Annotated in this window: 17 protein-coding genes and 1 tRNA gene; 4 read left to right on the forward strand and 14 right to left on the reverse strand. The window is 75.5% G+C overall.

Annotated elements, in window-relative coordinates; all coding sequences use genetic code 11:
* Positions 1 to 5 precede the first annotated feature (5 nt).
* From FB476_RS11915 to FB476_RS11930, 4 genes are all read right to left on the reverse strand, one after another.
* Positions 6 to 1,355: a M16 family metallopeptidase gene (locus FB476_RS11915; protein WP_141819077.1), complete on the reverse strand. Its 1,350-nt coding sequence runs from the start codon at positions 1,353 to 1,355 to the stop codon at positions 6 to 8.
* On the reverse strand, positions 1,352 to 2,698 hold the full coding sequence (locus FB476_RS11920; protein ID WP_141819079.1) for a M16 family metallopeptidase: 1,347 nt from the start codon (positions 2,696 to 2,698) through the stop codon (positions 1,352 to 1,354). Before FB476_RS11920 ends, FB476_RS11915 begins: the two co-directional genes overlap by 4 nt.
* Before the next feature lie 141 nt (positions 2,699 to 2,839).
* A tRNA-Met gene (locus tag FB476_RS11925) sits at positions 2,840 to 2,916 on the reverse strand.
* A 71-nt stretch (positions 2,917 to 2,987) separates the two neighbouring features.
* Entirely contained in the window at positions 2,988 to 6,092 is a 3,105-nt protein-coding gene (locus FB476_RS11930; protein ID WP_238329687.1) for a UPF0182 family membrane protein, read from the reverse strand.
* A gap of 74 nt (positions 6,093 to 6,166) precedes the next feature.
* On the opposite strand from FB476_RS11930, the gene FB476_RS11935 reads away from it, so the two are divergent.
* Complete coding sequence (locus FB476_RS11935; RefSeq protein ID WP_141819081.1) at positions 6,167 to 6,700, forward strand: PPA1309 family protein; 534 nt, start codon at positions 6,167 to 6,169, stop codon at positions 6,698 to 6,700.
* A gap of 3 nt (positions 6,701 to 6,703) precedes the next feature.
* On the opposite strand, the gene FB476_RS11940 is transcribed toward FB476_RS11935, so the two are convergent.
* The 3 genes from FB476_RS11940 to FB476_RS11950 all read right to left on the reverse strand — a co-directional run bounded on the left by FB476_RS11940 (position 6,704) and on the right by FB476_RS11950 (position 9,462).
* Positions 6,704 to 7,864 carry a YlbL family protein gene (locus FB476_RS11940; protein ID WP_141819082.1) on the reverse strand — a complete coding sequence of 387 codons (1,161 nt, stop codon included), beginning with the start codon at positions 7,862 to 7,864 and terminating at the stop codon, positions 6,704 to 6,706.
* Positions 7,861 to 8,286, reverse strand: a complete 426-nt coding sequence (locus FB476_RS11945; protein WP_238329688.1) for a molybdenum cofactor biosynthesis protein MoaE — start codon at positions 8,284 to 8,286, stop codon at positions 7,861 to 7,863. Before FB476_RS11945 ends, FB476_RS11940 begins: the two co-directional genes overlap by 4 nt.
* A 69-nt stretch (positions 8,287 to 8,355) precedes the next feature.
* Entirely contained in the window at positions 8,356 to 9,462 is a 1,107-nt protein-coding gene (locus FB476_RS11950; RefSeq protein WP_141819086.1) for an NAD-dependent epimerase/dehydratase family protein, read from the reverse strand.
* Between the two features lie 121 nt (positions 9,463 to 9,583).
* On the opposite strand from FB476_RS11950, the gene FB476_RS11955 reads away from it, so the two are divergent.
* Both FB476_RS11955 and FB476_RS16505 read left to right on the forward strand, forming a co-directional pair.
* Positions 9,584 to 10,996, forward strand: coding sequence for a zinc-dependent metalloprotease (locus tag FB476_RS11955; RefSeq protein ID WP_238329689.1), 1,413 nt, complete (start codon positions 9,584 to 9,586; stop codon positions 10,994 to 10,996).
* Positions 10,997 to 11,065: 69 nt separating this feature from the next.
* Positions 11,066 to 11,806, forward strand: coding sequence for a hypothetical protein (locus FB476_RS16505; protein WP_170233609.1), 741 nt, complete (start codon positions 11,066 to 11,068; stop codon positions 11,804 to 11,806).
* Between the two features lie 27 nt (positions 11,807 to 11,833).
* Here FB476_RS16505 and FB476_RS11970 read toward each other — a convergent pair whose 3' ends face one another.
* The 5 genes from FB476_RS11970 to nudC form a co-directional block, all read right to left on the reverse strand.
* Positions 11,834 to 12,025: a hypothetical protein gene (locus FB476_RS11970; protein ID WP_141819092.1), complete on the reverse strand. Its 192-nt coding sequence runs from the start codon at positions 12,023 to 12,025 to the stop codon at positions 11,834 to 11,836.
* Positions 12,026 to 12,111: 86 nt separating this feature from the next.
* Positions 12,112 to 12,447, reverse strand: coding sequence for a WhiB family transcriptional regulator (locus FB476_RS11975; RefSeq protein ID WP_238329690.1), 336 nt, complete (start codon positions 12,445 to 12,447; stop codon positions 12,112 to 12,114).
* A gap of 194 nt (positions 12,448 to 12,641) precedes the next feature.
* A complete protein-coding gene (locus FB476_RS11980; protein WP_141819094.1) occupies positions 12,642 to 12,851 on the reverse strand; it encodes a hypothetical protein in 210 nt (69 codons plus the stop codon).
* Positions 12,852 to 13,005: 154 nt separating this feature from the next.
* Positions 13,006 to 15,138, reverse strand: coding sequence for an ATP-dependent DNA helicase UvrD2 (locus tag FB476_RS11985; protein WP_272949398.1), 2,133 nt, complete (start codon positions 15,136 to 15,138; stop codon positions 13,006 to 13,008).
* Positions 15,135 to 16,085, reverse strand: a complete 951-nt coding sequence (gene nudC, locus FB476_RS16705; RefSeq protein WP_202876972.1) for an NAD(+) diphosphatase — start codon at positions 16,083 to 16,085, stop codon at positions 15,135 to 15,137. The genes FB476_RS11985 and nudC overlap by 4 nt, the downstream gene beginning before the upstream one ends.
* 89 nt (positions 16,086 to 16,174) lie before the next feature.
* On the opposite strand from nudC, the gene FB476_RS11990 reads away from it, so the two are divergent.
* Complete coding sequence (locus tag FB476_RS11990) at positions 16,175 to 17,719, forward strand: phosphotransferase (protein WP_238329781.1); 1,545 nt, start codon at positions 16,175 to 16,177, stop codon at positions 17,717 to 17,719.
* A 32-nt stretch (positions 17,720 to 17,751) separates the two neighbouring features.
* On the opposite strand, the gene FB476_RS11995 is transcribed toward FB476_RS11990, so the two are convergent.
* Together FB476_RS11995 and FB476_RS12000 are read right to left on the reverse strand one after the other, a co-directional pair.
* Positions 17,752 to 21,078 (reverse strand): ATP-dependent helicase, encoded by a 3,327-nt coding sequence (locus FB476_RS11995; RefSeq protein ID WP_141819099.1) that lies wholly within the window; start codon positions 21,076 to 21,078, stop codon positions 17,752 to 17,754.
* On the reverse strand, positions 21,075 to 24,287 hold the full coding sequence (locus FB476_RS12000; protein WP_141819101.1) for an ATP-dependent helicase: 3,213 nt from the start codon (positions 24,285 to 24,287) through the stop codon (positions 21,075 to 21,077). Before FB476_RS12000 ends, FB476_RS11995 begins: the two co-directional genes overlap by 4 nt.
* Positions 24,288 to 24,293 lie beyond the last annotated feature (6 nt).

Genomic DNA, 24,293 nt, shown 5'->3' on the forward strand with positions numbered 1-24,293 from the left:
GTCCGTCAGTCCACGACGACGACCGGCCCCATGCCCAGGTCGGCGACGCCCTCGGCGTGCTCCGGGTCGCCCACCAGGACGAGGGTCCACGCCGGGCCGGAGCGCACCTCGTCCCAGGCCGCGGCGACCTGCTCGACGGTGAGCTCGCGCAGCTGGTCGATGGTCCGCGTCACCTGGTCCGGCTCGAGGCCGTCGCTGACGAGGGCGACGACCTCCTCCGCCACGGCGTCGGCGGTGCCGTAGCGACCGGGCGCCGTGCGGGCCAGGAAGTCGGCCGCCTCGCGCACCTCGCGCCCGGTCAGCTCCGAGCCCGGGGTGTCCAGGATCAGGAGCAGCTCGCGCAGCGCGTCGAGCGTGGCGTCGGCGCGCACCGACCCCCCGACCACGGTGAGACCGCCCGAGGCACGCGGCCGGAAGCCCGCGCGCATGCCGTAGGTGTAGCCGCGCTCCTCGCGCAGGACGCGGTCGATGCGCGCGTGGGGCGATCCGCCCAGCAGCATGCCGAGAGCCTGGAAGGTGCCCCACCCGTGCGCCGTGCGCCGGTCGGGGCCGGGCCGGCCGAGGTAGACCTCCGTCTGGGCCAGACCCGGACGCGGGACGAGCACGACGCGGCCGGCGTCCGGAGCCCGTCGGGCCTGTCCGGGGCGCTCGCCCGCTCGACCGGACCCCGCCCAGGCCCCGAGCGTGGCGGCCAGGAGGCCCTCGGGGTCGGGGACCGTGGAGAGGTCGCCCGCCAGCACCACGGCACCGCCGGCCGGGCCGAGGAGCCGGTGACGCTCGAGCAGCAGCTCGCGGGTCACGGGGGCGACCGTGCCCCTGGTGCCGCCGACGGGCAGGTGCGGCCGGTCACGGTCGTCGTAGTAGGTGCGCGCGAACTCGAGGGCGGCGCGCGAGCCCGGGTCGGCCTCGTCGTGGGCGATGTCCACCAGCCGGTGCCGCACCAGGCGGGCCACCTCGGCCTGCGGGAAGCTCGCCTCGGCGAGGCACTCGGCCATCAGCTCCGCCGCCGTGGCCAGGTGGCGGGAGGTGACCTCCAGGCCGAGGTGGACCCCCCGCTCGCCCGCGCCGGCGCCCCAGGCGATGCCGTGCCGCTCGGCCAGCTCGGCGATCTCCTCGCTGGTGCGGGCGGACGTCCCCTCGTCCAGGGCGCGCGCCATGAGCAGGGTCGAGCCCTCGGTCCCCCGCGCCTCCGAGGAGACGGGGAGGGGCAGGCTCAGGCGGAGCGAGAGCACGTGCTGGCCGGGCAGGTCGACGAGCAGGAGGCGCAGGCCGTTGGGCAGCTGCGACTCCGCGGGCACCGGGAAGGTCCAGGCGCGGGGCGGTCGGACGACCGGGCGCTCCAGGACGCGGCTCATCGCTCGACCCCGTCCGGGGCGTGGGCCACGACGGCCTCGACGTCACCGGCCATCTCGTCCTGCGCGTCCAGGCTCTCCGCCGGGCGGCGGTAGCGCAGGGTCGCGGCGGCGGTCGGGGCCAGCCAGCGGGCGGCGGCAGCCCGCACCTGCTCGCCGGTCACCTCCAGGACGTCGTCGAGGTAGCGGTTGACCTGGCCGGGGTCGCCGTGGACGGACGTCGCCCGGCTGAGGAGGTCGGCTCGCTCGTCGAAGCTGGCCATCGCCTCGAGCCACGAGCGTTCGGTGTCGGCACGGGAGGCCTCGAGCTCCGCCTCCAGGGGGCCGCCGGCGGCAAGGGCCTCGAGCTCCTCGTGCACGGCCGCCTCCACGATCGCCGGGTCGACCCCGTCCGAGACGTCGAGGACGACCAGCCCCAGCGAGGTGCCGCCCGCGAGCCCGAGGGCGGTGGCGTGCACGCCGCTGGCCGTCTCCTCGCGCCGCAGCAGGCGCAGGTGGAGCCGCGAGACGCCGAGCCCGGCCAGCGCGTCGAGCGCCAGGGCGCAGGGCAGAAACTCCGGGTCGGTCACCGCCGGCAGCCGGAAGGCGAGGTAGAGCCGCTCGCTGGGCACCTCCTCCACGACGTCGAGCTCGACCGGGGCGGCGAGCGGCCCCAGCGGCGCCGCCGGGGCGCGGCGAGGTGCCGACCCGTCCTCCAGGTGCCCGAGGTAGCGCTCGGCCAGTGCGAACGCCTCGTCGGCGGAGACGTCACCGACGAGGGTGAGGATGCTCCGCCGGGGCCCGTAGTGGGTGGTGTAGAAGGCGTGGACGTCGTCGAGCGTCGCGGCCTGCAGGTCGGCCATGTCCCCGATCGTGGTGTGCCGGTAGGGGTGGCCCTCGGGGAAGAGCAGCCGGCACGCGTGGGCGAGGGCCTGGCCGTAGGGGACGGTGTCGTAGCGCTGGCGCTTCTCCTCGACGACGACGTCGCGCTGGTTGTCGAGGTTGGCCTGCGTCACGGCGGGCAGCAGGTGCCCGTGCCGGTCGGCCTCCAGCCACAGCGCCAGCTCGAGCGCGCCCGTCGGCACCGACTCGACGTAGGTGGTGCGGTCGAAGGACGTGGTCGCGTTGGCGCGGCCGCCCTCGGACATGAGGAGGGCCATGTGCTCGCCCTCCTCGACGAGCTCGGACCCCTGGAACATCAGGTGCTCGAAGAGGTGCGCCAGCCCGGTGCGACCCGGGTCCTCGTCACGGGAGCCCACCTCGACCCAGAGGTTGATCGACACGCTGGGCACGGAACGGTCCTCGCTGACGACGACGCGCAGCCCGTTGGGCAGGGTCGTGGTCGCGATCGGGAAGTCCAGCGGCATAGGTCCTCCACTCTACGTCGGGCGTCCGACGGCGCCCGCCGGGGAGAGCTCGTGGCTGGAGCCCCGCGGGAGGTGTCGCACACCCGGACGGCCCCGGACACGAGAACAGGCCCGGAGGAGATCCTCCGGGCCTGTCCTGGGTGGTAGCGGGGGCAGGATTTGAACCTGCGACCTCCGGGTTATGAGCCCGGCGAGCTACCGAACTGCTCCACCCCGCGATGCGGTCACTACCTTACGCCACACCGGGCGGCCGGACCAAATCGGGTCCGGCCACCCGGTGCGGACGTCGTCAGGGAGCGTCGGTCTGCGTCGCGTCGTCCGCCCCGGCGTCGCCGCCGGGCAGGGTCAGGGAACCGCCCTCCGGACTGGCCTCGACGGCCTTGCGGATGGCCTCCTGCAGACGCTCCTGCGCCTCGCCGTAGGCCTGCCAGTCGCCCTCCTCGAGGGCGGCCTGGCCGTCCTCGTAGGCCTGCTGGATCTCGGCGATCGCCTCCGCGAGGTCGCCCGTCGGCTCGGCCCCCGGGTCGCCCGCGTCCTCGCCGCCGTCCTCGCCGTCGGTGGGCGGGCTCGTCGTCGGACCCTCGTCGCCGGCGTCACCGGCGGTGGCACCCGAGTCGCCTCCGAAGAGCTCGTCCAGGGCACCGTCGAGGGTGTCGGACCAGCCGAGCTCGTTGCCGAAGGCCGCCACGACGACCCGCTGGAGCGGGTAGGACGACCCACCGGCCGACTGGACGTAGACGGGCTCGACGTAGAGCAGGCCGCCGCCGACGGGCAGTGTGAGCAGGTTGCCGATCGTCACCTGCGAGCCCTGCTGGCGGTTGAGGTTGAGGAACTGCGACAGCGTCACGTCGAAGGCCTCGGACCCCTCGTTGGAGGAGTTGACCTCGTTCTGGAACTGGCCGGGGCCGCGCACCGTGGTCTCGCGCGGCAGCACGAGCATCCGCATCGTGCCGTAGTCCTCCCGGCGCTCCCCCGCCTCGCTGCCCGCGTCGGCGTCGACGGCCAGGTAGCCCGTGAGGTTCTGGCGCTCGGAACCGGCCGGGATGTAGGTCGTCGTCAGGCTGAACGTGGGCTCGTCCTGGCCGGGCATGGCGATGGACAGGTAGTAGGGCGGGATGTCGGGCTTGGCCTCGCCCTCGACGCTCGGGTCCTCGGAGACGGTCCAGAAGTCCTGGCCGGTGAAGAACGAGCCCGCGTCCTGGACGTGGTAGCGGGAGAGCACCTCGCGCTGGACCTTGAAGAGGTCCTCGGGATAGCGGAAGTGGCTCATGAGGTCACCGCTGATCTCGTCCATGGGCAGGACGCTGCCGTCGAACACCTTGCTCCACGCCTTGAGGAGGGGGTCCTCCTCGTCCCAGGTGTAGAGGCTCACGGTGCCGTCGTAGGCGTCCACGGTGGCCTTGACCGAGTTGCGGATGTAGTTGACCTTGCCCTGCCCGATCGAACGGATGTTCTCCGCCTGCTGGAGCGAGTCCGCGGTGGCCTCGCCCAGCTCCTCGAGCTGGCTGTAGGGGTAGCGGCTGCTGACGGTGTAGCCGTCGATGATCCAGAGCACCCGGCCGTCGACGATCGCCGGATAGGGGTTGCCGTCGAGGCGCAGCCAGGGCGCGACGCGCTCGACGCGTTCGCGGGGGTTGCGGTGGTCGAGCATGACCGACTCGCTGTTGACCGAGTCGGACAGCAGGATCTCCAGGTGGCGGTACTTGATGGCGTAGGCGGCCCTCCTGGCCAGGTTGCCGATCGCGACGCCGCCCACCCCGTCGTAGGTGTTGCGGACCTCGCCGGCTCCGCTGTCCTGGCCGCTGGCGGGGTAGTCGAGCTCGCGGGGCGCCACGTCGGCGGGGGAACCGACGATCGAGTAGGTCGGCGACGCCTCGCCGAAGTAGATCCGGGGCTCGTACTCCCCCAGCCCGCCGACCGGCGGGATGTTGCGCTCGTAGAAGACCGGCTCGCCCTCGGCCGAGCGGCGGTTGCCGTAGGCGGCGACGACGCCGAAGCCGTGGGTGTAGACCGTGTGGTCGTTCACCCAGTTTCGCTGCCCGGCGGAGATGCCGGCGAGGTTGAGCTCGCGGACGGCGATCACGGTGTCGACCCGCTCCCCGTCGACCTCGTAGCGGTCGACGTCGAGGGCGTCGGCGAACTGGTAGTAGTTCCTCACGCCCTGGAGCTGACGGAACGTCGGCGAGACCACGGAGGGGTCGACGATGCGGATGCCGGGCACGGTGTCGGCGTCGCTGCGCAGCTGGCCGGGCTCCGCCTCGGTCTCGGCGTTGTAGTCGATCTTCTCGATGCCCTCGAGGTCGTAGGCCGCCAGGGTGCTCTGGATGGCGTCCTCGATGTAGGGCGCCTCGAGCTGGGCCTCCGAGGGCACGACCCTCAGCTGCTGCACCAGCGCGGGGTAGGCGCCTCCGAGCAGCAGGGCGACCACCAGGAGGCCGGCGAGGCTGATGAGGGGCAGGCGCCAGGTCCGGGTCCAGATGGTCGACAGGAAGAACAGGGCGCACAGCAGCGCCGCGACGGCGAGGATTCCCCGCGTCGGCAGCACCGCGTGGACGTCGGTGTACTGCATACCCGTGATGCGGGCGTGCTCGGTCATGGAGAGCGAGTAGCGCTCGATCCAGTAGCCGCCGGCCCGGACGAGCAGCAGCAGGGCCAGCACGGTCGCCAGGTGGACGCGTGCGGCGGTCGTGGTGCGGGAGGAGCCGGGGCCGCCCTGCAGCTGCAGGCCGCCGTAGATGTAGTGCGTGAGCAGGGCGCCGACCAGGGTCAGCCCCAGCACGAGGGTCGCGAACGAGACGACCATCTGCCAGAACGGCAGGCTGAAGACGAAGAAGCCGACGTCGATGCCGTGGTGGGGGTCGACGACGCCGAAGGGCTCGCGGTTGACGAACAGGAGCACGGTCTGCCACTGCGACGCCGCGGCGGTGCCGGTGAAGGCGCCGAGCAGGAGGGGCACGGCGACGAAGACCAGGCGACGCATCGGGTCCAGGGCGCTGCGGTAGCGGTCGAGGGCCGCCTGCTCCGGGGTGCTGGGTGCGTAGACCGGGCGGTGCCGCCACGCCAGCCACAGGCCGGACCACACCGCGAGCCCGGTCAGGGCCCCGGCGAGGAGGAAGAGCCCGATCTGGCTCAGCAGCCGCGTGGTGAGGACGTTGCGGAAGCCGACGGACTCGTACCAGAGGAACTCGGTCCACAGCGTCGCGCCCCAGCCGATGACGGCCAGGACGGCGACGAGGATGAGGACGGTGGGCAGCAGCCGGCCGCGGCCGGCCCGGACCGGGCCCCGCCCGGGCGGCACCGGGCCCCCGGCACCGGCGAAGGATCCTCGGAAGGGGCCTCCGGGCGGCGGGCCCGTCGCGTCGTCGCGGTCTGGGTCGTTGTCCTGGGAGCTCACCCCGCCAGCCTATCCGGCGGGGGACGGCGGCCCTCGGCCAGTCGCCCCCGTCCCGGAGGTGCGACCATGGGGGCGTGCCGAGCGACCAGTCCCCCGTCCAGCCCACCCCGCTGCTCACCGCTGCCGTCGACACCGAGCGTCACGTCGCGCGCCTCGGGTGGGACCAGCCGCCGCGTCTCTTCGCGCTCGTGCGCACCGCCCTGCTGCAGGAGCGCGAGCCGACGCTGCAGGGACAGCTCGCCGACGCCGACCCCACCGGCTACACCGCGGTCGAGCAGGAGGGCCTGCCCCCGACGTCCGACCTCGAGTCGCTGCTGGGCCGCATCGCCTGGCCCGAGGAGGTCGAGGGCGCGGCCATCGCCGTGGAGCGCATCGTGGTGCCGCCGGAGGCGGAGCGCGAGCTGCCCGAGGACCCGGCGGCGGCGACCGACGTGCTGGTCGCCCACCCCGGGCGCAAGGACGTCCGGCTCCTCGCCGCCTGCCTGCGCGACGGCTCGCAGATCTGCCTGCTGCGCCAGCGCGACCACGACAGCGACGACGCGGTCGCGGTGGGCACCGACATCGCGCCCGGCCTCACCCACGCCCTGGCCGCCACCCTGACGGACTGAGGCTCAGCCGCCCGTCTCGGTGGCGCCGTCGCCCTCCAGCACCTGCTCGCACGTCGGCAGGTCGAGGCTCGTGGCGTCGCCGCCCGCCTCGGCGAGCGCCTCGACGTGCTCCAGGGCCTCGTCGAAGGTCGACACCGGCACCACTGTCAGCCCGCGCGGGGTGGCCTCCACCACCTCGTCGCAGTTGGCGGCGGGCGCGAGGAAGAGGTCCACGCCGGCCTCCGCCGAGGCGTACATCTTCTGGGGGATCCCGCTGATGGGGCCCACGAGACCCTGGCCCGAGATCGTGCCGGTGCCGGCCACGGCGGCGCCGCCGGTGAGCGCGCCCTCGGTGAGGGTGTCGTAGACCGCGAGGGAGAACATCAGTCCCGCGCTCGGGCCACCGACCGCGCCCGCCTGGATCTCCACCTCGTAGGGCATCTCGTAGCGGGGGGCGAGGTAGACGCCGACGATCGTGCGGCCGGTCTCGGCGTCGCGCTTGGTCGGGACGTCGATCTCGACCTCCTCCTCGTCGCGCAGGACGAGGATGGAGACCGACTCGCCGGGCTCGACCGCCTGGATCCGGCTGCGCACCGACTCGGTGTCGGTGACCGGCTCGCCCTCGACCTGGAGGATCTGGTCGTCCACGTGGAGCACGCCGTCCGCCGGCGCGTCCACGATCACCTGCGCGACCACGATGTCCTCGGGCACCTCGACGCCAGCAGCGCGCAGGCCGACGACGGCGGCGTCGTGCTGCGAGTGCGCCATGAGCTCGCTGTTCTGCTCGCGCACCTGCTCGGCGGTGACGTCCGGCGGGAAGACCTGTGCGCGGGGGTAGACCGAGCGCGAGGGGTCGACGCTCGCGCGCAGCCACTCCCAGGCCGTGACCTTCTGGCCCGGCCCGCCGTCGAGGCGCACGGTCGTGAAGTAGAGGGACCCCCCGGTGGGATAGGTCTCCAGATCGTCGGGCACGCTCACCACCGGCTTGCCGTCGATCTCCTGGAGCGTGTCGTAGACCGGACCGGGAAGGTAGACCACCTTGTCGACGGTGACGAGGTTGAGGCCGGCACCGACCAGGACCGCGCCGACGACGAGGCCGAGGACCCCGCCCGAGCGCTTTCCGATCCCGGTGTGCGGCGGGCGCTCGGCGGGTGCGTCATACCCCTCGTGGTAGGGCGAGCTCACAGACCCACCCAGCTGTGGTCGCCCTCGGCCCAGGCCTGCCGCTTCCAGATCGGCACGGTGGCCTTGAGCTCCTCGATGAGGCGCCGCCCGCCGTCGAAGGCCTCCGCGCGGTGCTCGGCCGAGACGGCGCAGACCACGGCCAGGTCGCCGACGGTCAGGCTCCCGACCCGGTGCACCGCGTAGACCCCGTGGACCTGGTCGCCCTCGGCGACCGACCGGGCGATCGCGGTGAGCTGCTCCAGGGCGTCGGGGTGCGCGCTGTAGTCGAGCTGCGTGACGCCTTCGCGGCCCTCGTCGTGCTCGCGCACCGTGCCCACGAAGAGGGCGACGGCACCCGCACGCGGGTGCGAGACGGCGGCGAGGGCCTCGTCGACGGACAGGGCGGTGTCACGGATATCGGTGACGACGGTCGGACGGCTCACCGCGTCATCATGCCCCATGCCCCCTGGGAGGTCGCTGCGGGCAGGTCCCCTGCCGGGGCCGTGCCGCGGCTAGTCCCGTGTGCGGCGACGGCGCATGAGTGCTGCGGTGGCGAGGACGGCGACCGCGGCGCTCGCCGCGCCCGCCGCGGCCGCCCCCACCGCGTCGCGCGAGCGCACCCGCCGCGCCATCACCGCGTGGTGCCCACGGACACCCTCGAGCAGCACGGACAGGCAGTCGGCGTTGCTGTAGGCGGGCACCCAGCCGTGCTGCCCCAGCGCGGTCGGCTCCGTCACCCAGGGATAGGCGACGTAGGCCAGGTCGCTGGCCGGGACGGGCACGACGCCCAGGCGGTGCAGCCGGTCCGCGGCCGACTCGGCCGCAGCGACCGAGAGCTCGATGCGGCGCATCCCGGAGATCTCCTCGACCTCGGACTGCTCCAGGGTGCCCCAGGACGAGACGGTCACCTGGTCGGGGACGGGTTCGTGGACGACGGTGGTGAGTGCGCTGCCGAGGTCCTCGGCGTGGCAGAAGGTCCACAGCGGGCGGGTGCCGCGCAGGGTGAGCAGGCGCGGAGCCTCGAAGTGCCGGGTGATCATGGTGTCGACGCCGGGGCCGACGAGGGCGGCCGGGCGCACCACCGTCACCCGCAGGCCGGGATGCGGGCGTGCGAGGGCGGCGACCTCCTCCTCCACCGCGACCATGTCGGCCACCAGGCCCTCGGCGTCGGAGGTGCGCAGCGGGCTGTCGTCGGGCAGGGGCACGGGGTTGTCGGGGCGGGCGCCGAAGACCATCGCGCTGGTCACGAGCACGAGGTGACCCACCCCGGCCGCGGCCGCGGCGGTCGTCAGCGCCCTGGCCTCCCCCAGCAGCCGCACCCGCCGGGCGGCCGGCTGCTCCCGGAGAGCCTGTTCCAGGTCGTGGTCCCAGACCAGGTGGACCAGGACGTCCACATCGCCGAGCGCCCCGACCACGGTCGGGGACGCGAGGTCGCCCGCCCGCCAGTCGACGTCGACGGCGGTCCCGGCGCTCGCGTCGATCCCGACGACCCGGTCCCCGGAGAGGGCCAGCTGCTCGGCCAGCGTCGTCCCCAGCCGCGACGCGGCCCGCGTGAGAGCGACCCGCGGCGTCCCGAGGTGGCGGCGGGACCGCTGGGCTGCGGCGGTCGTGGAACTCACCGGGGCCTCCAGGTGTTGTCAGGAAGAGAGGACGGCGCCTGCGCCGTCCTGAGCAGGACGTCATCGTCTCAGGAGTGGCAGGCTGGGTGCACCCAGACCCTGCCAGGAAGGATCGACCACCGTGTCAGACCACCCGCCCGCAGAGCGACCCGACGACGAGCCCGACCCGCTGGAGGCGCTCTTCGGCGGTCAGGTGCCCCCGCAGATGCGGGAGGCCCTGGAGTCGATGGGGCTGGGCTCGCTCGACCCCTCCCAGCTGCAGCAGATGCGCGCCCAGATGGAGATGCTGCTCGGGGGCGGCGGCGGGGACGACGGCCCGGTCAACAGCACGCTGGCCCACGACGTCGCGCGTCAGGTCGTGGCGCAGGCCGGCGACACCTCCATCGGCGACGCCACGCGCCGCGACGTCGAGCAGGTGGTCCAGGTCGCCTCGCTGTGGCTGGACCAGGTCACCGACTTCCCGCGCCCGGACGGCCCGGCGCGCGCCCTCAGCCGGGCGGAGTGGGTCGAGGCGACGCTGCCCGTCTGGATCCGGCTCACCACCCCGGTGGCGCAGGGGCTCCAGAGTGCGATGAACGACGCCATGCAGCAGCAGCTCGGCCAGCTGGGCACCGAGGGCATGGGTGCCATCCCCGGCATCCCGCCCGGGATGAACCCCGCGGCCCTCATGGGCCAGATGGAGCCGATGATCCGGCGCATGAGCGCGAGCATGTTCGGTGGCCAGGTGGGCCAGGCCGTCGGGGCGCTCGCGGGCGAGACCCTCTCCGGCACCGAGGTCGGCATCCCGCTCCTCGGCGACGAGTCCGTGGCGATGCTCCCGGCCAACGTGGCGACCTTCGCCGAGGGCCTGGAGATCGACGGCGGCGAGGTGCACCTCTACCTCGCCGTGCGCGAGGCGGCACGGGTCCGGCTGTTCGCCGCGGTGTCCTGGCTCGGTCCGCAGCTGCTCACCGCGGTCGAGGAGTACGCCCGGGACATGCGCATCAACACCGAGGGGATCGAGGAGGCCGTCCGGTCGGTCGACCCCCAGGACCCCGAGGCCATGCAGGCGGCCCTGGGCGAGGGCCTCTTCGCGGTCGAGCCCAGCCCCGCCCAGCAGGCGGCGCTCACCCGGCTGGAGACCCTGCTCGCCCTGGTCGAGGGCTGGGTGGACGTGGTCAGCGCACGCGCGACCGAGCCCCACCTGCCCCACGTCGAGGCCCTGGCCGAGGCGGTGCGCCGTCGGAGGGCTACCGGTGGCCCGGCGGAGAAGACCTTCGCCTCGCTGGTGGGCCTCGAGCTGCGCCCGCGACGGCTGCGCGACGCCGCCAACCTCTGGAGCTCCCTCGAGGCCGCCGGCGGCCCGTCCGGCCGGGACGAGGCCTGGGGACACCCCGACGTCGCCCCGACCGCGGCCGACCTGGACGACCCGCTCGGGTATGCCGACCGTCGCGGCTCGGGCGAGGACGCCCTCACGATCTCGGACGAGGACATCGAGCGGCTGCTGTCGTCCGGCGACGACCCGGACGCAGGGGCGCCGGACCGGGAGGGCTGATCCGGCCGGCGGCCTGCGCGCTGTGGACAACCCGAGGGGTCGAGCCCGGCGCGGTGGCACCGTGACGGGATGACCTTCGGACCTCCGGCCCACCGCCCCGCGCTCCCCTCGGCCGCACGTCCGGACGGGCGACGTCAGGTCGGCGTCGGGCCGGGAGCCGTGGTGCTGCAGACCGACCCCGACGACTCCTCCGGCGACGGTCTCCTGCAGGAGGCCGTCGCCGGGGCCGTGGTCTCCGGGCCGCCCGTCCCGCGGCGCTCAGCGGGCTGCCGCGTGGTGGGCACCGGCCCGCTCGCGGCACGGTTGCGCCGGACGGTCGAGAGCCCACCCTCCCGGGGCACCGATGTCGTGGACGTCCTGGTGCACCACCACGTCGTGCCTCCGGACGTCGGGCTGGAGGTGGCTCGGGACGGCCGGCTGGCTCTCCCGGTGGTCGTGCAGCCGAGGCGGGTCCTCGTGGGGCCGGTCGTGGGGACGGGCGCGGGCCCCTGCCTGCACTGCCTCGACCTGCACCGCCGTGATCGTGACCCGGCCTGGCCCCACGTAGCCACGGTCCTGGGCCACCCGGCCGAGCAGGGCGGACCGGTGGAGGTGCCCGAAGCCGTGGCGCGGGCGACGGAGGGTGTGGTCCTGCTGCTCGTGGGTTCCGTGGGCTCCCCCGCCCTCGGACCCGTCGACGCGGGGCTCGTCCACGAGCTCGGCCCGGCCGCGCCGCACGTGGTCACGCGCCGGTGGGTCGTGCACCCGGCGTGCCGGTGGCACGCCGGGGACGACGACGGGGGCCGCCCCGGTGCGGGACGGCCCCCGTGATGCCGGCCGGTCGGCCGACGGCTGCGATCAGCCCCGGGCGGTGGCCAGGCGACCTGCGCGGCGCGGTGCCGCGGACGGGGCGCTCGACCGGTGCCGGCCCCGCGCGAGCAGGGTCGGGCGTCGCGGCCGGAGCCGCGCGTGCCGAGGGGCTGGACGCAGCCAGCGCTCGCGGTCGCGGGCGACGGCCCGCGCCTCGAGAACGGTCATCTGCGTGCTCATGAGTGGTGTCCTTCTGGTTCGGTGCGTTCATGGATGGGTGGTGAGGGCCGCGCGGACCATGGCGCCGCGGGACGGCCCGGGCCGGGTCATGCGGCGACCTCCTGCTTGCGAGGGCGGCCGCGCGGCCGCTTGCGGGGGACGACGGTCCCCTGGACGAGGAGCTGGCCTCCCCAGACGCCCCACGGCTCACCGCGCTCGAGAGCGCTGGCGAGGCAGGCCTCGCGCACGGGGCAGGGCCCGCAGAGCGACTTGGCCACCTCGACCTCGTCCGGCAGCTCGGCGAACCACAGGTCGGCAGGGTTCTGCCGGCACGGCAGGGCGTTGGTCAGGGCCTCCTCCTCGACGAGGTCCACGACGGCCGCCACGCTGCGGAGGGCGTGCGTCTGGGTGTTCTCGGCGTGCGTGAGCATGGCGCTAGGCACGTCAGTTCCTTCCTGCTCGGATCTGTGCTGCTGTCGGGCTCGGACTGCGGTGGTCGTCATGTCGGTCTCCTCGGCGGTGAGGGGATCCGCGACGGTCCGGACTGCGACCGGGGTCGTTCCCGGTGCGGACAGCAGAACGGCCGCGGATCCTCGGACGAGGACTCGCGGCCGGTGGACGCAGGAAGGCGGGAGGCCTAGCTGGTCGGCGCGAAGGTCACGTCCAGGATGGGGTCGGGGGTCGGCGAGGCGTCGGTGCCGGTGGGCCGGCCGAAGCCGCCGAAGACCGGCACGCCGCCCGCGACGTCGCGGAACACACGCGTACGCCGCGCACCATCAGAGGTGGTGGGCAGGCCGCGGGCACCGTCGACGGACGGTCCGACGAGGTTGACGATCGTCATCTCCATGGCTTTCCACCCTCCTCTCGTGCGCTGCGCGACCCCGACGGCACAGATCGGCCGTGGGCTGGACAGGAAACACTGTAGGCGACCGGTCGCCCGGCGCACAACGTATTTATCGGAAAGTCTTCCAGAGCCGCCCGGCGGCCCCTGTCCCCGCAGGTCAGGAACCCTGCGCGGACTCCCGGCGGAGCACCTCGAGCACGCCGTCGCCGTAGAGCTCGAGCTTGCGCGCGCCGACGCCGGAGATCTGCTGGAGGGCCGACCGGTCGGCGGGGACCGACTCCGCGATGGCGGTCAGGGTGGCGTCGGTGAAGACCACGAAGGCGGGCACCCCCGCCTCGGCCGCGACCTGCTTGCGCCACGCCCTCAGCGCCTCGAAGACCGCCTCGTCGTAGGTGGGCGGGCAGGCGGAGCAGCGCCCCACCTTGCGCTCGGCCGCGGTGTCGAGCAGGGTCCCGCAGGAGCGGCAGGTCCGTGGGGCAGGGGTGCCCCTGCGCCCGGACCGGCTGCGCCGCGGCCGCCCCGGGGCGGCCGCCGCCTCGCCCAGCACGGTCGCGGCCGGGGCGAGGAAGCGCGAGACGGACCTGGAGGAGCGGCCGCCCGGGGCGCGTGCCGCCGCCCAGCTCAGGTGGAGCTCCTTGCGGGCCCGGGTGATGCCGACGTAGAGAAGTCGGCGCTCCTCCTCGACGCGTTCCGGAGTGTCGGCCAGGGTGATGGGGAGCAGGCCCTCGCTGCACCCCACGAGGAGGACGACGTCCCACTCCAGGCCCTTGGCGGCGTGGAGGCTGGCGAGCGTGATGCCCTCGACCGTCGGGGCGTGCTGCTCGGCCGCGCGGCGGTCGAGCTCGGCGACGAGGTCACCGACCCGCGCCCCGGGCGCCGTCCCCGCGAGGTCGTCGGCGAGGCGGACGAGCGCCTGCAGGCTCTCCCAGCGCTCCCGGGTCGCCCCGGCTCCCTCGGGTGGCGTCGGGGACCACCCGGCCCCGGTGAGGACGGCCCGCACGACCTCGCCCAGCGGGCTGCTGCCGTCGTCGGACCGGACCGCGCCCCGCAGCAGCAGCACGCCGGCCCGGACCTCGGCGCGGGAGAAGAAGCGCTCTCCCCCGCGGACCAGGTAGGGGACGTCGGCCCGGGCGAGCGCGGTCTCGACGGCCTCCGACTGCCCGTTGGTGCGGAACAGGACGGCGATCTCGCTCGCCGGGACCCCGGTGTCGAGCAGGCGTCGGACGGTGGCCGCCACGCCCTGGGCCTCGGCCTCGTCGTCGGGGTAGGAGGTGAGGGTCGGCGCGGGTCCGTCCTCCCGCTGGGCGACGAGCTGCACGGTCGGCGCCATCGCGCGGGCCGTCGGGCCGTCGGGGCGCCGGCCGCCGGCGAGCACGAGGTTGGCGAGGTGGATGACCTGGGGCGTGCTGCGGTAGTTGCGGACGAGCCGCACCGTGCGGGCGGCCGGGTGCCGCGCCGAGAAGGAGAGCAGGTGGTCGGCGGAGGCGCCGGTGAAGGAGTAGATCGACTGGGCGGGGTCGCCCACGACGCAGACGTCCGAACGCTCCCCGACCCACAGGTCCAGCAGGTGCTGCTGGAGCGGGTTGACGTCCTGGTACTCGTCGACGACGAAGTGGCGGTACTGCTCGTGGATCTGGGCCGCGATGCGGGGGTGCTCGTCCAGCAGCCCCACCGTGAGGAGCAGCACGTCCTCGAAGTCGATGACGTGGCGCTCGGAGCACACCTCGCCGTAGACCTCCAGCAGCCTGGCCATGGCCGTCGCGTCGAGACCGGCGACCTGCCGGCCCTGGCGGCGCGCGGCCGCCGGATAGGTCTCGGCCGTCAGCAGGCTCACCTTGGACCACTCGATCTCGGCGGCGACGTCGCGCAGCCCCGCCCGGTCGAGCCGCAGCCGGAGGCGTCCGGCCGCCTCGACCACCGCGGGGATCTTCTGGGAGAGCACCTCCGGGGGAGGGCCGCCGACGGCCTGGGGCCAGAAGAACTGCAGCTGCCGCAGCGCCGCAGCGTGGAAGGTGCGGGCCTGCACCATGGGGACCCCGAGGCCGCGCAGCCGGGTGCGCATCTCGCCGGCGGCCCGGGCGGTGAAGGTCACGGCCAGCACCCGGGACGGGTGGTAGGCGCCGCTCGCCACGCCGTAGGCGATGCGGTGGGTGATCGCCCTGGTCTTGCCGGTGCCCGCGCCGGCGAGCACGACCATCGGGCCGCTCGGGTGCGCGGCGACCTCGCGCTGCTCGGGGTCCAGGCCCTCGAGGACCGCGTCGGGGTCGGCGGGGCCGGGGACCGCGCTCACCGGATCCCCTGCGGGGACGGCTCGGGCAACGGCCCGCCGAACCACTCCTCGATAAGGACCCTGGCGATGGACACCCGGCTCGGCAGGGTCCGGGCACCGGCGCGCACCAGGTCGGCGAGCTCCCCGCGGGCGTACCAGGCGGCCGAGCGGATCTCGGTGGGGTCGGGAACCAGGTCGGTCGTCAGGGCCCGAGCCCGGAAGGCGAGCATCAGGGACGCGGGGAAGGGCCAGGGCTGGTCGCCCCGGAAGACCAGGTCCGCCACGTCCAGACCCACCTCCTCGTGCACCTCGCGCACGACGGCCGCCTCCATGGACTCCCCCGCCTCGACGAAGCCCGCGAGCACCGAGATCCGGCCCTCGGGCCAACTGGCACCGGTGGCCAGCAGCAGCCGGTCGTCGTCGTCGACCACGGCGACGATGATCGCCGGGTCCGTGCGCGGGTGGTGCTCGGACCCGTCGGCCGGGCAGCGGCGGACCCAACCGCCCTGCACCACCTCGGTCACCGTGCCGCACCGCGGGCAGTGCCGGTGGGTGCGGTGCCAGCCGTGGAGGGCGGTCGCCGTCGTCAGCAGGCCGGCCTCGGTGTCGTCGAGGTCGGCGCCCACCTCGCGCAACGACACCCAGCCCACCGACCCGTCGCGGGGGCCTCCCGTGGAGGACCCGTCGGAGGCCTCGGTCTCGTCGACCGCCAGGTAGGCGACGTCGTCGTGCCGTCCGAGGAACCACGGGGTCCGATCGGCGTCGCCGGGGCATGGCGGTCGGAGGTCCAGGGCCGCGCGGTCGCCCCCGAGCAGCCGGGTGCGTCCGTCGCGCACCACGAGGACCCGGGTGGTGGGGTCGGCCAGCGCCCTGGCCACGGTGGCGTCGTCGGCGCGCTCCCGGGCGGAGCGGTCGACGGTGGCCCGGGAGAGCGCCAGGTCCAGCAGGGTCTCGTCGGCACGGCTCACCCGGCCACTGTAGGTGGCCCCACCGACGTGGGACGTGCCGGTCCACCTCCGCGGCACGGGGCGCAGGAGCGCATACGGTGGGGACCGTGATGCGCACGGATCTGGCCCTGGCCGCCCTCGCCAGCGCCGCCGTCCCCGGGATGAAGCCGGTGGCGGTGGCCGGGATCAGCGACGACGGGCGCTCCGAGGAGCTGCAGTCCGCCCTCGTCGAGGACGCGACCGGGCGCCGCTGGATCGTGCGCTCGCCGCTCACACCGGTGGCGGGTGCCCGGCTCCAGCGCAACGACGAGCTGGTGCGCCAGCTCTCCCGGCACGTGCCCTTCAAGGTGCCCGCCGCGGCCGGCTACGCCCCGGTGGGCAAGGACGGCAGCGCCGCGGTCTACCCCTACGTCGAGGGCAGTCCCCTCGACCTGCGCCGACTGCCGGCCGGGCCCGGCCTGGGGAGCGCGGTGGGGCGCGCCCTCGCGGCCGTCCACAACATCCCCCGCGCGGTCTTCGAGGAGCAGGACGTGCCGGTCTTCGACGCGGCGGGCACCCGGCAGCGCGCCATCGCCGAGGTCGACCGCGCGGCCGAGACCGGTCGCGTGCCGACCGGGCTGCTGGCCCGGTGGGAGGAGGCCTTCGAGGCCGCTCCCCTGTGGCAGTTCGCGACCACACCCGTCCACGGCTCCTTCACCGGCGCCAGCGTGGTGGTGGCCTTCACCGACGAGGAGGACGCCGCCAGCGGGCGGGTGGTCGCGGTCACCGACTGGGACGAGGCGATGGTGGGCGATCCGGCGACCGACCTGGCCGAGCTGTGGGCCCAGGCACCCCGCCCGGCGTGGGACGCGGTCCTCGAGAGCTATGCCCTCGCCAGGGCGCACCGCCCCGACCCCTACCTCTCCGCCCGGGCCCGGCTCGTCGCCGAGCTGCGCTCGCTGCGCGGGCTGGCGCGAGCCGTCGCCGAGGGCGACGAGGACGCCGCCCGCCGCATCGTGGAGGCGCTGCGCCGGATGGACCGGCTGACGGAGGCGGACGACTCGCTCGTGCCGGTGACCGCGCGCCCCTCCGGCAGCCGTCCCCCGAGCCCGTCAGCGGGCCCGACCCCGTCCCCCCGGCCGACGGCGTCCGACGACGACCGGGCGGACGGGCGCGTCGTGGCGCCCGGTGCCGGCCCCGAGACGGACGGGGACCGGACCATGGAGGTCCCCCCACCGCCCACGCCGACCGGCGACGGGTTCGACCAGGAGCCGCCGTCCGACGGTGACCCCTACCCCGGGACGGCGTCCGACGAGGACACCTCCCCCGGGGCTGCGTCCGACGACGATGCCGACGCGGACCCGGTCCCCGGCGCCGACGGCGACCCGACGGACCTGGTCGAGGTGCCGGAGGGTGCCACCGGCGGGCACGGGCCCGACGCCGGCGCGCAGCTCGAGGAGGCCGGCGCCGAGCCGCAGGCCGCCGCCGCGCCTCCGGACGACGACGAGGCGGTCGACCACGAGGAGGACCCTGCCGGCGCCGCCGCCGCGGAGCCGGCGGACCCCTCCTCCCCCGAGGCCGGCCAGGGCGTGCCGCCCGAGGCCGAGGACCTGGAGGACGAGGACCGGCTGCACGAGCTCTACGGCATGCCGGTCGACCCCGACACCTCCCGCTGACCCGGGAGACCCGCTCCGCCGCGCCGTCGCGGTCAGGCCGGATCGGGGGTGTCCCCGGGTGCCTCCCCGAGCTCGACCAGCAGGCTCTCCAGCTCGTCCTCGCCCCGCAGCTCCGGGCGCACCGTCTCCCCGGTCGCGGCGTAGAAGAACGCCGCCCGCACGAGGTCGGGGTCGCGACCGGTGAGCCGGGCGTAGGCGAGACGGTAGACCGAGAGCTGGACCGCGCGCGTGCGCTGCTGCTCGGGGGAACCGGGACGACCCGTCTTCCAGTCCACGATCGTCACGCCCCCGTCCGGGTCGGGGAAGACCGCGTCGAGGCGCCCGCGCACGCTCCGTCCGCCCAGGGTGGTCTCGACCGCCACCTCCACCGCCAGCGGATCACGGCCTGCCCACTCGCTGGCGAGGAAATGGCGCTGCAGCACCTCGAGGTCCTCCTCCGGGCCGTGCTCGTCCTCCGTCCCGGTCAGGTCGTGGAGGTCGACGAGGGCCGCGGCGGCGTAGTGCTGCTCGACCCAGGCGTGGAACGCCGTGCCGAGCCGGGCGTGACCGGCCGGCGGGGTGGGCAACGGGCGCCGGAGGCGGGAGCGGAAGCGCTCCGGATCGCCCGCGAGCTCGACGACGGCCGAGGTCGACAGGTGCTCGGGAAGGACCGGCGCGGGAGCGGTCCGTCGCGCCTCCTCGCGCTCGGCCAGGAGCTGCACCGCGAGATCGGCCATGGCACCGGGGGCGGCCGGGCGGTCCGCGGGTCGGGCGGCGCGGGCCGACAGGAGTGCGGTGGCGACGTCCTGCACGTGCCGGCGGCGGGCCGGAGGGTCCACCGGCCACGGGGCCGTCTCCTCCTCGGCGAGCCGGGGGTTGGAGTTCTCCCGGGGGTCGTCGGGGTCGGGCATCGGCTCCCAGACCCGCACCAGGGCGGCCACGCCGGGGTCGGACCGCACCTCGTCGAGGAACCGGGAGGTCACGCGGGGTCGTTTGCCGGTCGACCAGACCGGTGCGGTGAGCAGCATGCGGTGACGGGCCCGGGTGAGGGCGACGTAGGCGAGGCGGCGCTCCTCGCGCACGGCGTAGGCGCCGCCGTCGCGATAGACGCGCGCCAGCTCGTCGTCGAGCTCGTGGGTGTCGCGCACGGAGTGCCACCCGAGGTCGGGCCGGTCCTCCCGGTCTCCGCGCAACGGCGTGGGGAGGCGGCCGATCCCTGTCAGCCAGCCCTTGTCGTTGCGCTCGGGCACGACCCAGCCGCCGTCCTGCGGCCGCGCCGACGACCCCCCGGCGGGGAAGGTCCCTTCGACCAGGCCGGGCACCGCGACGAGGTCCCACTCCAGCCCCTTCGCCGCGTGCACCGTGAGCACCTGCACCGCGGACGCGTCGACGCTGACCTCGGCGAGCTCGGGCACCTCGGCCTCCTCGAGCCCGCGCTCGTGCTCGCGGGCGGCGTCGAGCCAGTCCAGGAAGCCACCGAGGGTGACCCTGTCGGCAGCGGACGCGAAGCCGGCGGCGACGTCGGCGAGGGCGTCGAGCTGGGCGCGCCCCCAGCTCGGGTGCAGGTCGGGATCGGCCGCGACCTCCAGGTCGAGCCCGAGGAGGCGTTCGGCCTCGCCCACGAGGTCGGGCAGCGGGAGCCCGACCAGCGACCGCAGCCGCCGCAGCACCCCTGACAGCCAGCCGACGCGGGCCGCGGCCTCGGGGCCCAGGTGCTCCCCGCCGGGACCCACCCAGGTGTCGGGGGGTGGGACGTCGAGCGCCTCGGCGAGCACGGGCGCGTGCTCGCGCCCCACGGGTCCGGCGCCCTCCGGAGGACGCGCCTGGTGCCGGGCCCAGGCCCAGAGGGCGTCGACGTCCGCGGCACCCAGCCGGCACACCGGCCCGGTCAGCAGGCGCATCACCTGGTCACCCCGGGTGGGCTCCTGGACCGCCCAGAGCAGGGCGACGAGGTCGAGCACCTCGGGGCTGTCGAGCAGTCCGCCCAGCCCGACGACCTCGACCGGCAGCCCACGGCGGCGGAGGGCGTCCACGACCGCCGGGAACTGCGCCCGGGCGCGGCACAGGACCGCGGCGGACCGGCAGCCCGGCCGCCCCCAGTGCTCCGACACCCAGTCGGCCACGTGCTCGGCCTCCGCCACGTGGTCGACCAGCCGCGCGACCTCCACCAGGCCGTCGTCGGCCGCCGGGCCGGCGGAGAGCGTGCGGACCGGGATGCGCGTGACCGCGTTGAGGTCGGCCGCCACGGCGTTGGCGGCCGCCAGCACCGCCCGGTCGTTGCGCCAGGAGATGCTCAGGCTGAGGACGTCGGCCGGTCGGCCGTCGACCGTGAACTCCCGGGGGAAGCGTGTCAGCGTGCCGGCGCTCGCCCCGCGCCAGCCGTAGATCGACTGGTGGGGGTCGCCAACCGCGGTGACGGGCAGGTCGTGCCCCGCGAAGAGGGAGCTCATCAGCACCATCTGGGCCTCGGAGGTGTCCTGGAACTCGTCGAGCAGCACCGCGCGGTAGCGGGCGCGCTCGGCCAGCGCCACGGCGGGCACGTCACGGGCGAGCCGGGCGGCCAGGGCCATCTGGTCGCCGAAGTCGAGGGCACCACGGGCGGCCTTGGCCGCGCGGTAGCGCTCGACGAGCGGGTAGACCAGGGCCTGGGCGCGCAGGGTGGCGGCCAGGTTGCGCCCGACGGCCTTGGGCCGGGCGCCGTCACGCCCGGGGAGCGCGGCCACGCGCTCGGCGAGCTCGGTCACCCAGGCGAGCGCGGTCTCCGGATCGACGAGGTGCTCGCCGAGCTCGCCGGCCAGGTTGAGCACCGAGCGCACCACCGTGGACTCGGCATAGGTCATGTCGGTCATGTCGGCCTCGTAGGCCGCGACGACCTCGTGGGCGAGCTGCCAGCAGGCGGCCTCGGAGAGCAGCTGCGAGTCGGGCTCGACGCCCACGCGCAGGCCGTGCTCGCTGACGATGCGTCCGGCGTAGGCGTGGTAGGTCGAGACCGTCGGCAGGTCGAAGGCGTCCTGGTCGTCGCGGGCCGGGTCCTCCGCACCGCCCGGCGCCCACAGCCCCGTCTCGCGCAGCCGGTCGAGCTTGGCCGCCAGCCGGGTGCCGAGCTCGAGCGCGGCCTTGCGGGTGAAGGTCAGGCCCAGCACCTCGGACGGGTGGACGTGCCCGTTCGCCACGAGCCAGACCACCCGTGCCGCCATCGTCTCGGTCTTGCCGGAGCCGGCGCCGGCGACCACCACGGTCGGGGACAGTGGCGCCTCGATGACGGCGGTCTGCTCGGGGGTCGGCGGCGGGGTGCCCAGGGCCTGCGCCAGCTCGGCCGCGGAGTAGCGGGAGGGCGGGGCGGTCGGGGCGGCGAGGCCGCCCGGTGCTCCGGCGGTCACCGGCCCTGCCCCTCGGGCTGGACGGGGCAGCTGAAGCGTGCCGAGCAGGTGCGGCAGGCGGGGCCGACCCTGGCCGGGAAGGTGTCCCCGGCCATGCCGGTGCCGGCCTCGAGCAGCATCGTGCGTGCCCAGCGGGGATCGTCGTCCAGGGTCACGGGGCGTTGCTCCTGCGTGGTGGGGCCTCCGCTGCCGAGCTGCACGAGCTGGGCGCCGCCGCTGCGGGCACCGGGGGCGACCTCGGCGAAGGCGCCCTCCTCGACGGCCACCTGGTAGGCGCCGAGCTGGGCGTGGCGCTGGATCTCCGCGGTGGTGGGCTTGGTGCGGCTCGTCTTGAGGTCGAGGACCACGAGGTCGCCGCCGCCGTCGCGCTCCAACCGGTCGACCTGGCCGCGCAGGTGCACCTCCCTGAGGGGCTCCCCCTCCTCGGGGCGGACCGTGACGGACAGCTCGAGCTCGGTGGCCACGAGCGTGCGGCCGGCCGCGCGGGCCTCCTCCACGTAGCGGCTGTAGCGGCCGATCATGTCCCGCGCCTCGCGCAGCTGCTTCTCGGCCACCCAGCCCGGCCGCAGCCCCAGCTCGGACCAGCGCCGCTCGAGCTCGGCCGTCAGCGCCTCGCGTCCTGCGTCGGGCAGGGAGGCGACGACGTCGTGGACCAGCGTTCCGATCTCGGCGCGCACGGCCTCGCCGCTCTCGGCGCCGCGGGAGGTCAGGAACCAGCGCAAGGGGCACTCGAGGAAGGTCTGCACCCGGGACGGCGACACCCGCACCGGGCCCTCCGGTGCGACAGGGCGGTCGCTCGAGACGTCGCGGGTGTCCCACCAGGACTCGGGCCGGGCCCCGGCGACGTCGGCCTCGGCCAGCAGCAGCAGGGTGTCGAGCGCGGCGTCGCGCCGGACGTGGTCCCCCTCCCGCTGGGCGGTGACGGCCTCCCGGCGGAGGTGCCCGACGAGACCCCGCAGCGTGAGGGCGGAGGGCACCTCGACGGGCGGGCGGGCGGCGGCCTCGGGGTCGACGAGCCCCAGGAAGCCGGAGGGCTGGTCCTCGGTGCTCGCCACGGCGGTCACCAGGAGCGCCTCGGAGGCTCGGGTCACGGCGACGTGGAACTGCCGCAGCTCGTCGGCGCGGACCTGGGCCTGGGCGGCACGCACCGCCTCCGGGCCGTCGACCGGAAGACCGCGCAGGGCGGCGACGAGGGCCTCGGAGCCCAGGAGGGTGCCGCGCAGGCGCAGGTCCGGCCACACGCCGTCCTGCACGCCGACCACCGCCACCCGCCGCCACTCCCGGCCCGCAGCCGCCTGGGGCGTGAGCACCTCGACGGCTCCCCCGGTGCGGGCGCCGACGACCAGGGTGTCGGCCGCCACCTCCGCGCTGCGCACCGAGTCGAGGAAGCTGCGCGCCCGGGCGCCGGGCAACCGGTCGACGTAGGCCTCCGCCGCCCCGAAGAGCACCAGGACCGCGTCGAGGTCGCGGTCGGCGCGCGCACCCAGGGCGCCACCGCCGAGCGCCTGACGGGTCCAGGCGGCCGCCAGGCCGCTGGTGTCCCACAGCGCCCACAGCACGTCCTCCGCCGACCCCGAGGGCTCCCGGAGCAGGGCGGCGCGGCCCGCCTCCAGGATCCGGGCCACCCGGACGAGCGGGGCGAGGTCGGGATGCAGCTCGGCCGGCGGCGTGGTCAGCAGGTCGGGGTCGCAGAGCCGGTCGGCCAGGACCTCGTCGGCGGAGCGCTCCCCGCCGTCGGCCAGCTCGGCGGTCCGCAACCGGCGGCGCAGCCGGCGCAGGTGGACGGGGTCGACGCCGCCCAGCGGGCTGGTCACGAGCGAGACCGCCTCCTCGGGCGTGGCCCGCCAGCGGACGTCGTGCTCGCGGGTGACGACGTCGTAGGCGACGAGCAACGGAGCGACCGCCGGGTCCTGGCCGAGCGGCAGCCCCGCCCGGTCGACCCGGACCGGGACGCCGCCGGAGGCGAGGGCGCGGCGCACCGACTCCTGCTGCCCGCCGGAGCGGGCGATCACGGCCATCTGCTCCCAGGGCACGCCGTCGCGCAGGTGGGCGGCGCGCAGGACACCGGCGACGTAGGCGACCTCCTGCGCACGGCTGCGGGCGACCGCGACCTCGACCGCTCCGGGGCCGGAGTCCCCGGACACGCTGACGGGATGCCGGTGCGCAGCACCGGCCGCGGTCCCGATGCGACCGGCCACCCGCGTCCAGGCCGTGGCGAGGGCCGGGCCGCCCCGGTGCCGGCGGTCGAGGAGGACGGTCGGCACGGCCCCTCCTGTCCGGGTCACGGCCCCGGGGTCGGTGCGGTGCAGGTCGGCGGCCAGGCCCACGAACCGGTCCGGCACCGCCCCCCGGAACCCGAGGACGCTGGTGTCGGGATCACCGACGAGGAGCACGTCGGTCCCCGGCGGCCGGAGCACGGCGAGGAGCCGGGCGGTCGAGGCGGTGAGCTCCTGGGCGTCGTCCACCACCAGCACGCGGAGGCGCTGCTGCACCCGGGCGAGCAGCTCGGGGTCGTCCTCCAGCACGTCCGCCGCGGCCGTGCCGATCCAGGCGGGGTCGTAGGCGCCGGGCTCCGACAGGGCGGTCACCTCGTCGTACTCCTGGAGGACGTCGGCCGCCGCGTCCCACTCGGGCCTTTCGTGCTCGTCGGCCAGCCGGCGCAGGTCGTCCGGCTCGAGACCGTGCTCGACCGCGCGCATGAGCAGGTCGCGCAGCTGGCCCCGGAAGCCCGCGGTGGGCAGCGCCGCGGCGAGGTGGTCGGGCCAGCGGGGCCGGCGGGCCCCGGGCGGCGGCGGGCCGGCCTCGTGCCCCGCCAGCAGCTCGCGCAGCACGACGTCCTGCTCCGCCCCCGAGAGCAGGCGCGGGAGCGGCTCCTCCGAGCCGGCGGCGGCCAGCCGCAGCACGGCGAAGGCGAGCGAGGAGGGCGTGCGGGCCAGCGGCTCGGCGAAGGTCCGGCCCAGACCTCGTCCGATACGGGTGCGCAACCTGGCCGCGGCGTGCCGCGTCGGGGCCAGGACGAGGCAGGAGTCGGGGTCGAGGCCGTCGTCGAGGATGCGGCGGCGCACGTGCTCCACGACGGTGGTGGTCTTGCCCGTGCCGGGTGCCCCGAGGACGAGGAGCACGCCGCCGCGGTGCCGGGCGACGCGCTCCTGCGTCTCGTCCAGCACCGGCGCGGTCGCGCCGGGTCGGTCCTCGGGTAGGGCTGCCATGTGCCC

This window comes from Ornithinimicrobium humiphilum (genome assembly GCF_006716885.1).
In the GTDB taxonomy this organism is placed as follows: Bacteria; Actinomycetota; Actinomycetes; order Actinomycetales; family Dermatophilaceae; genus Ornithinicoccus; species Ornithinicoccus humiphilus.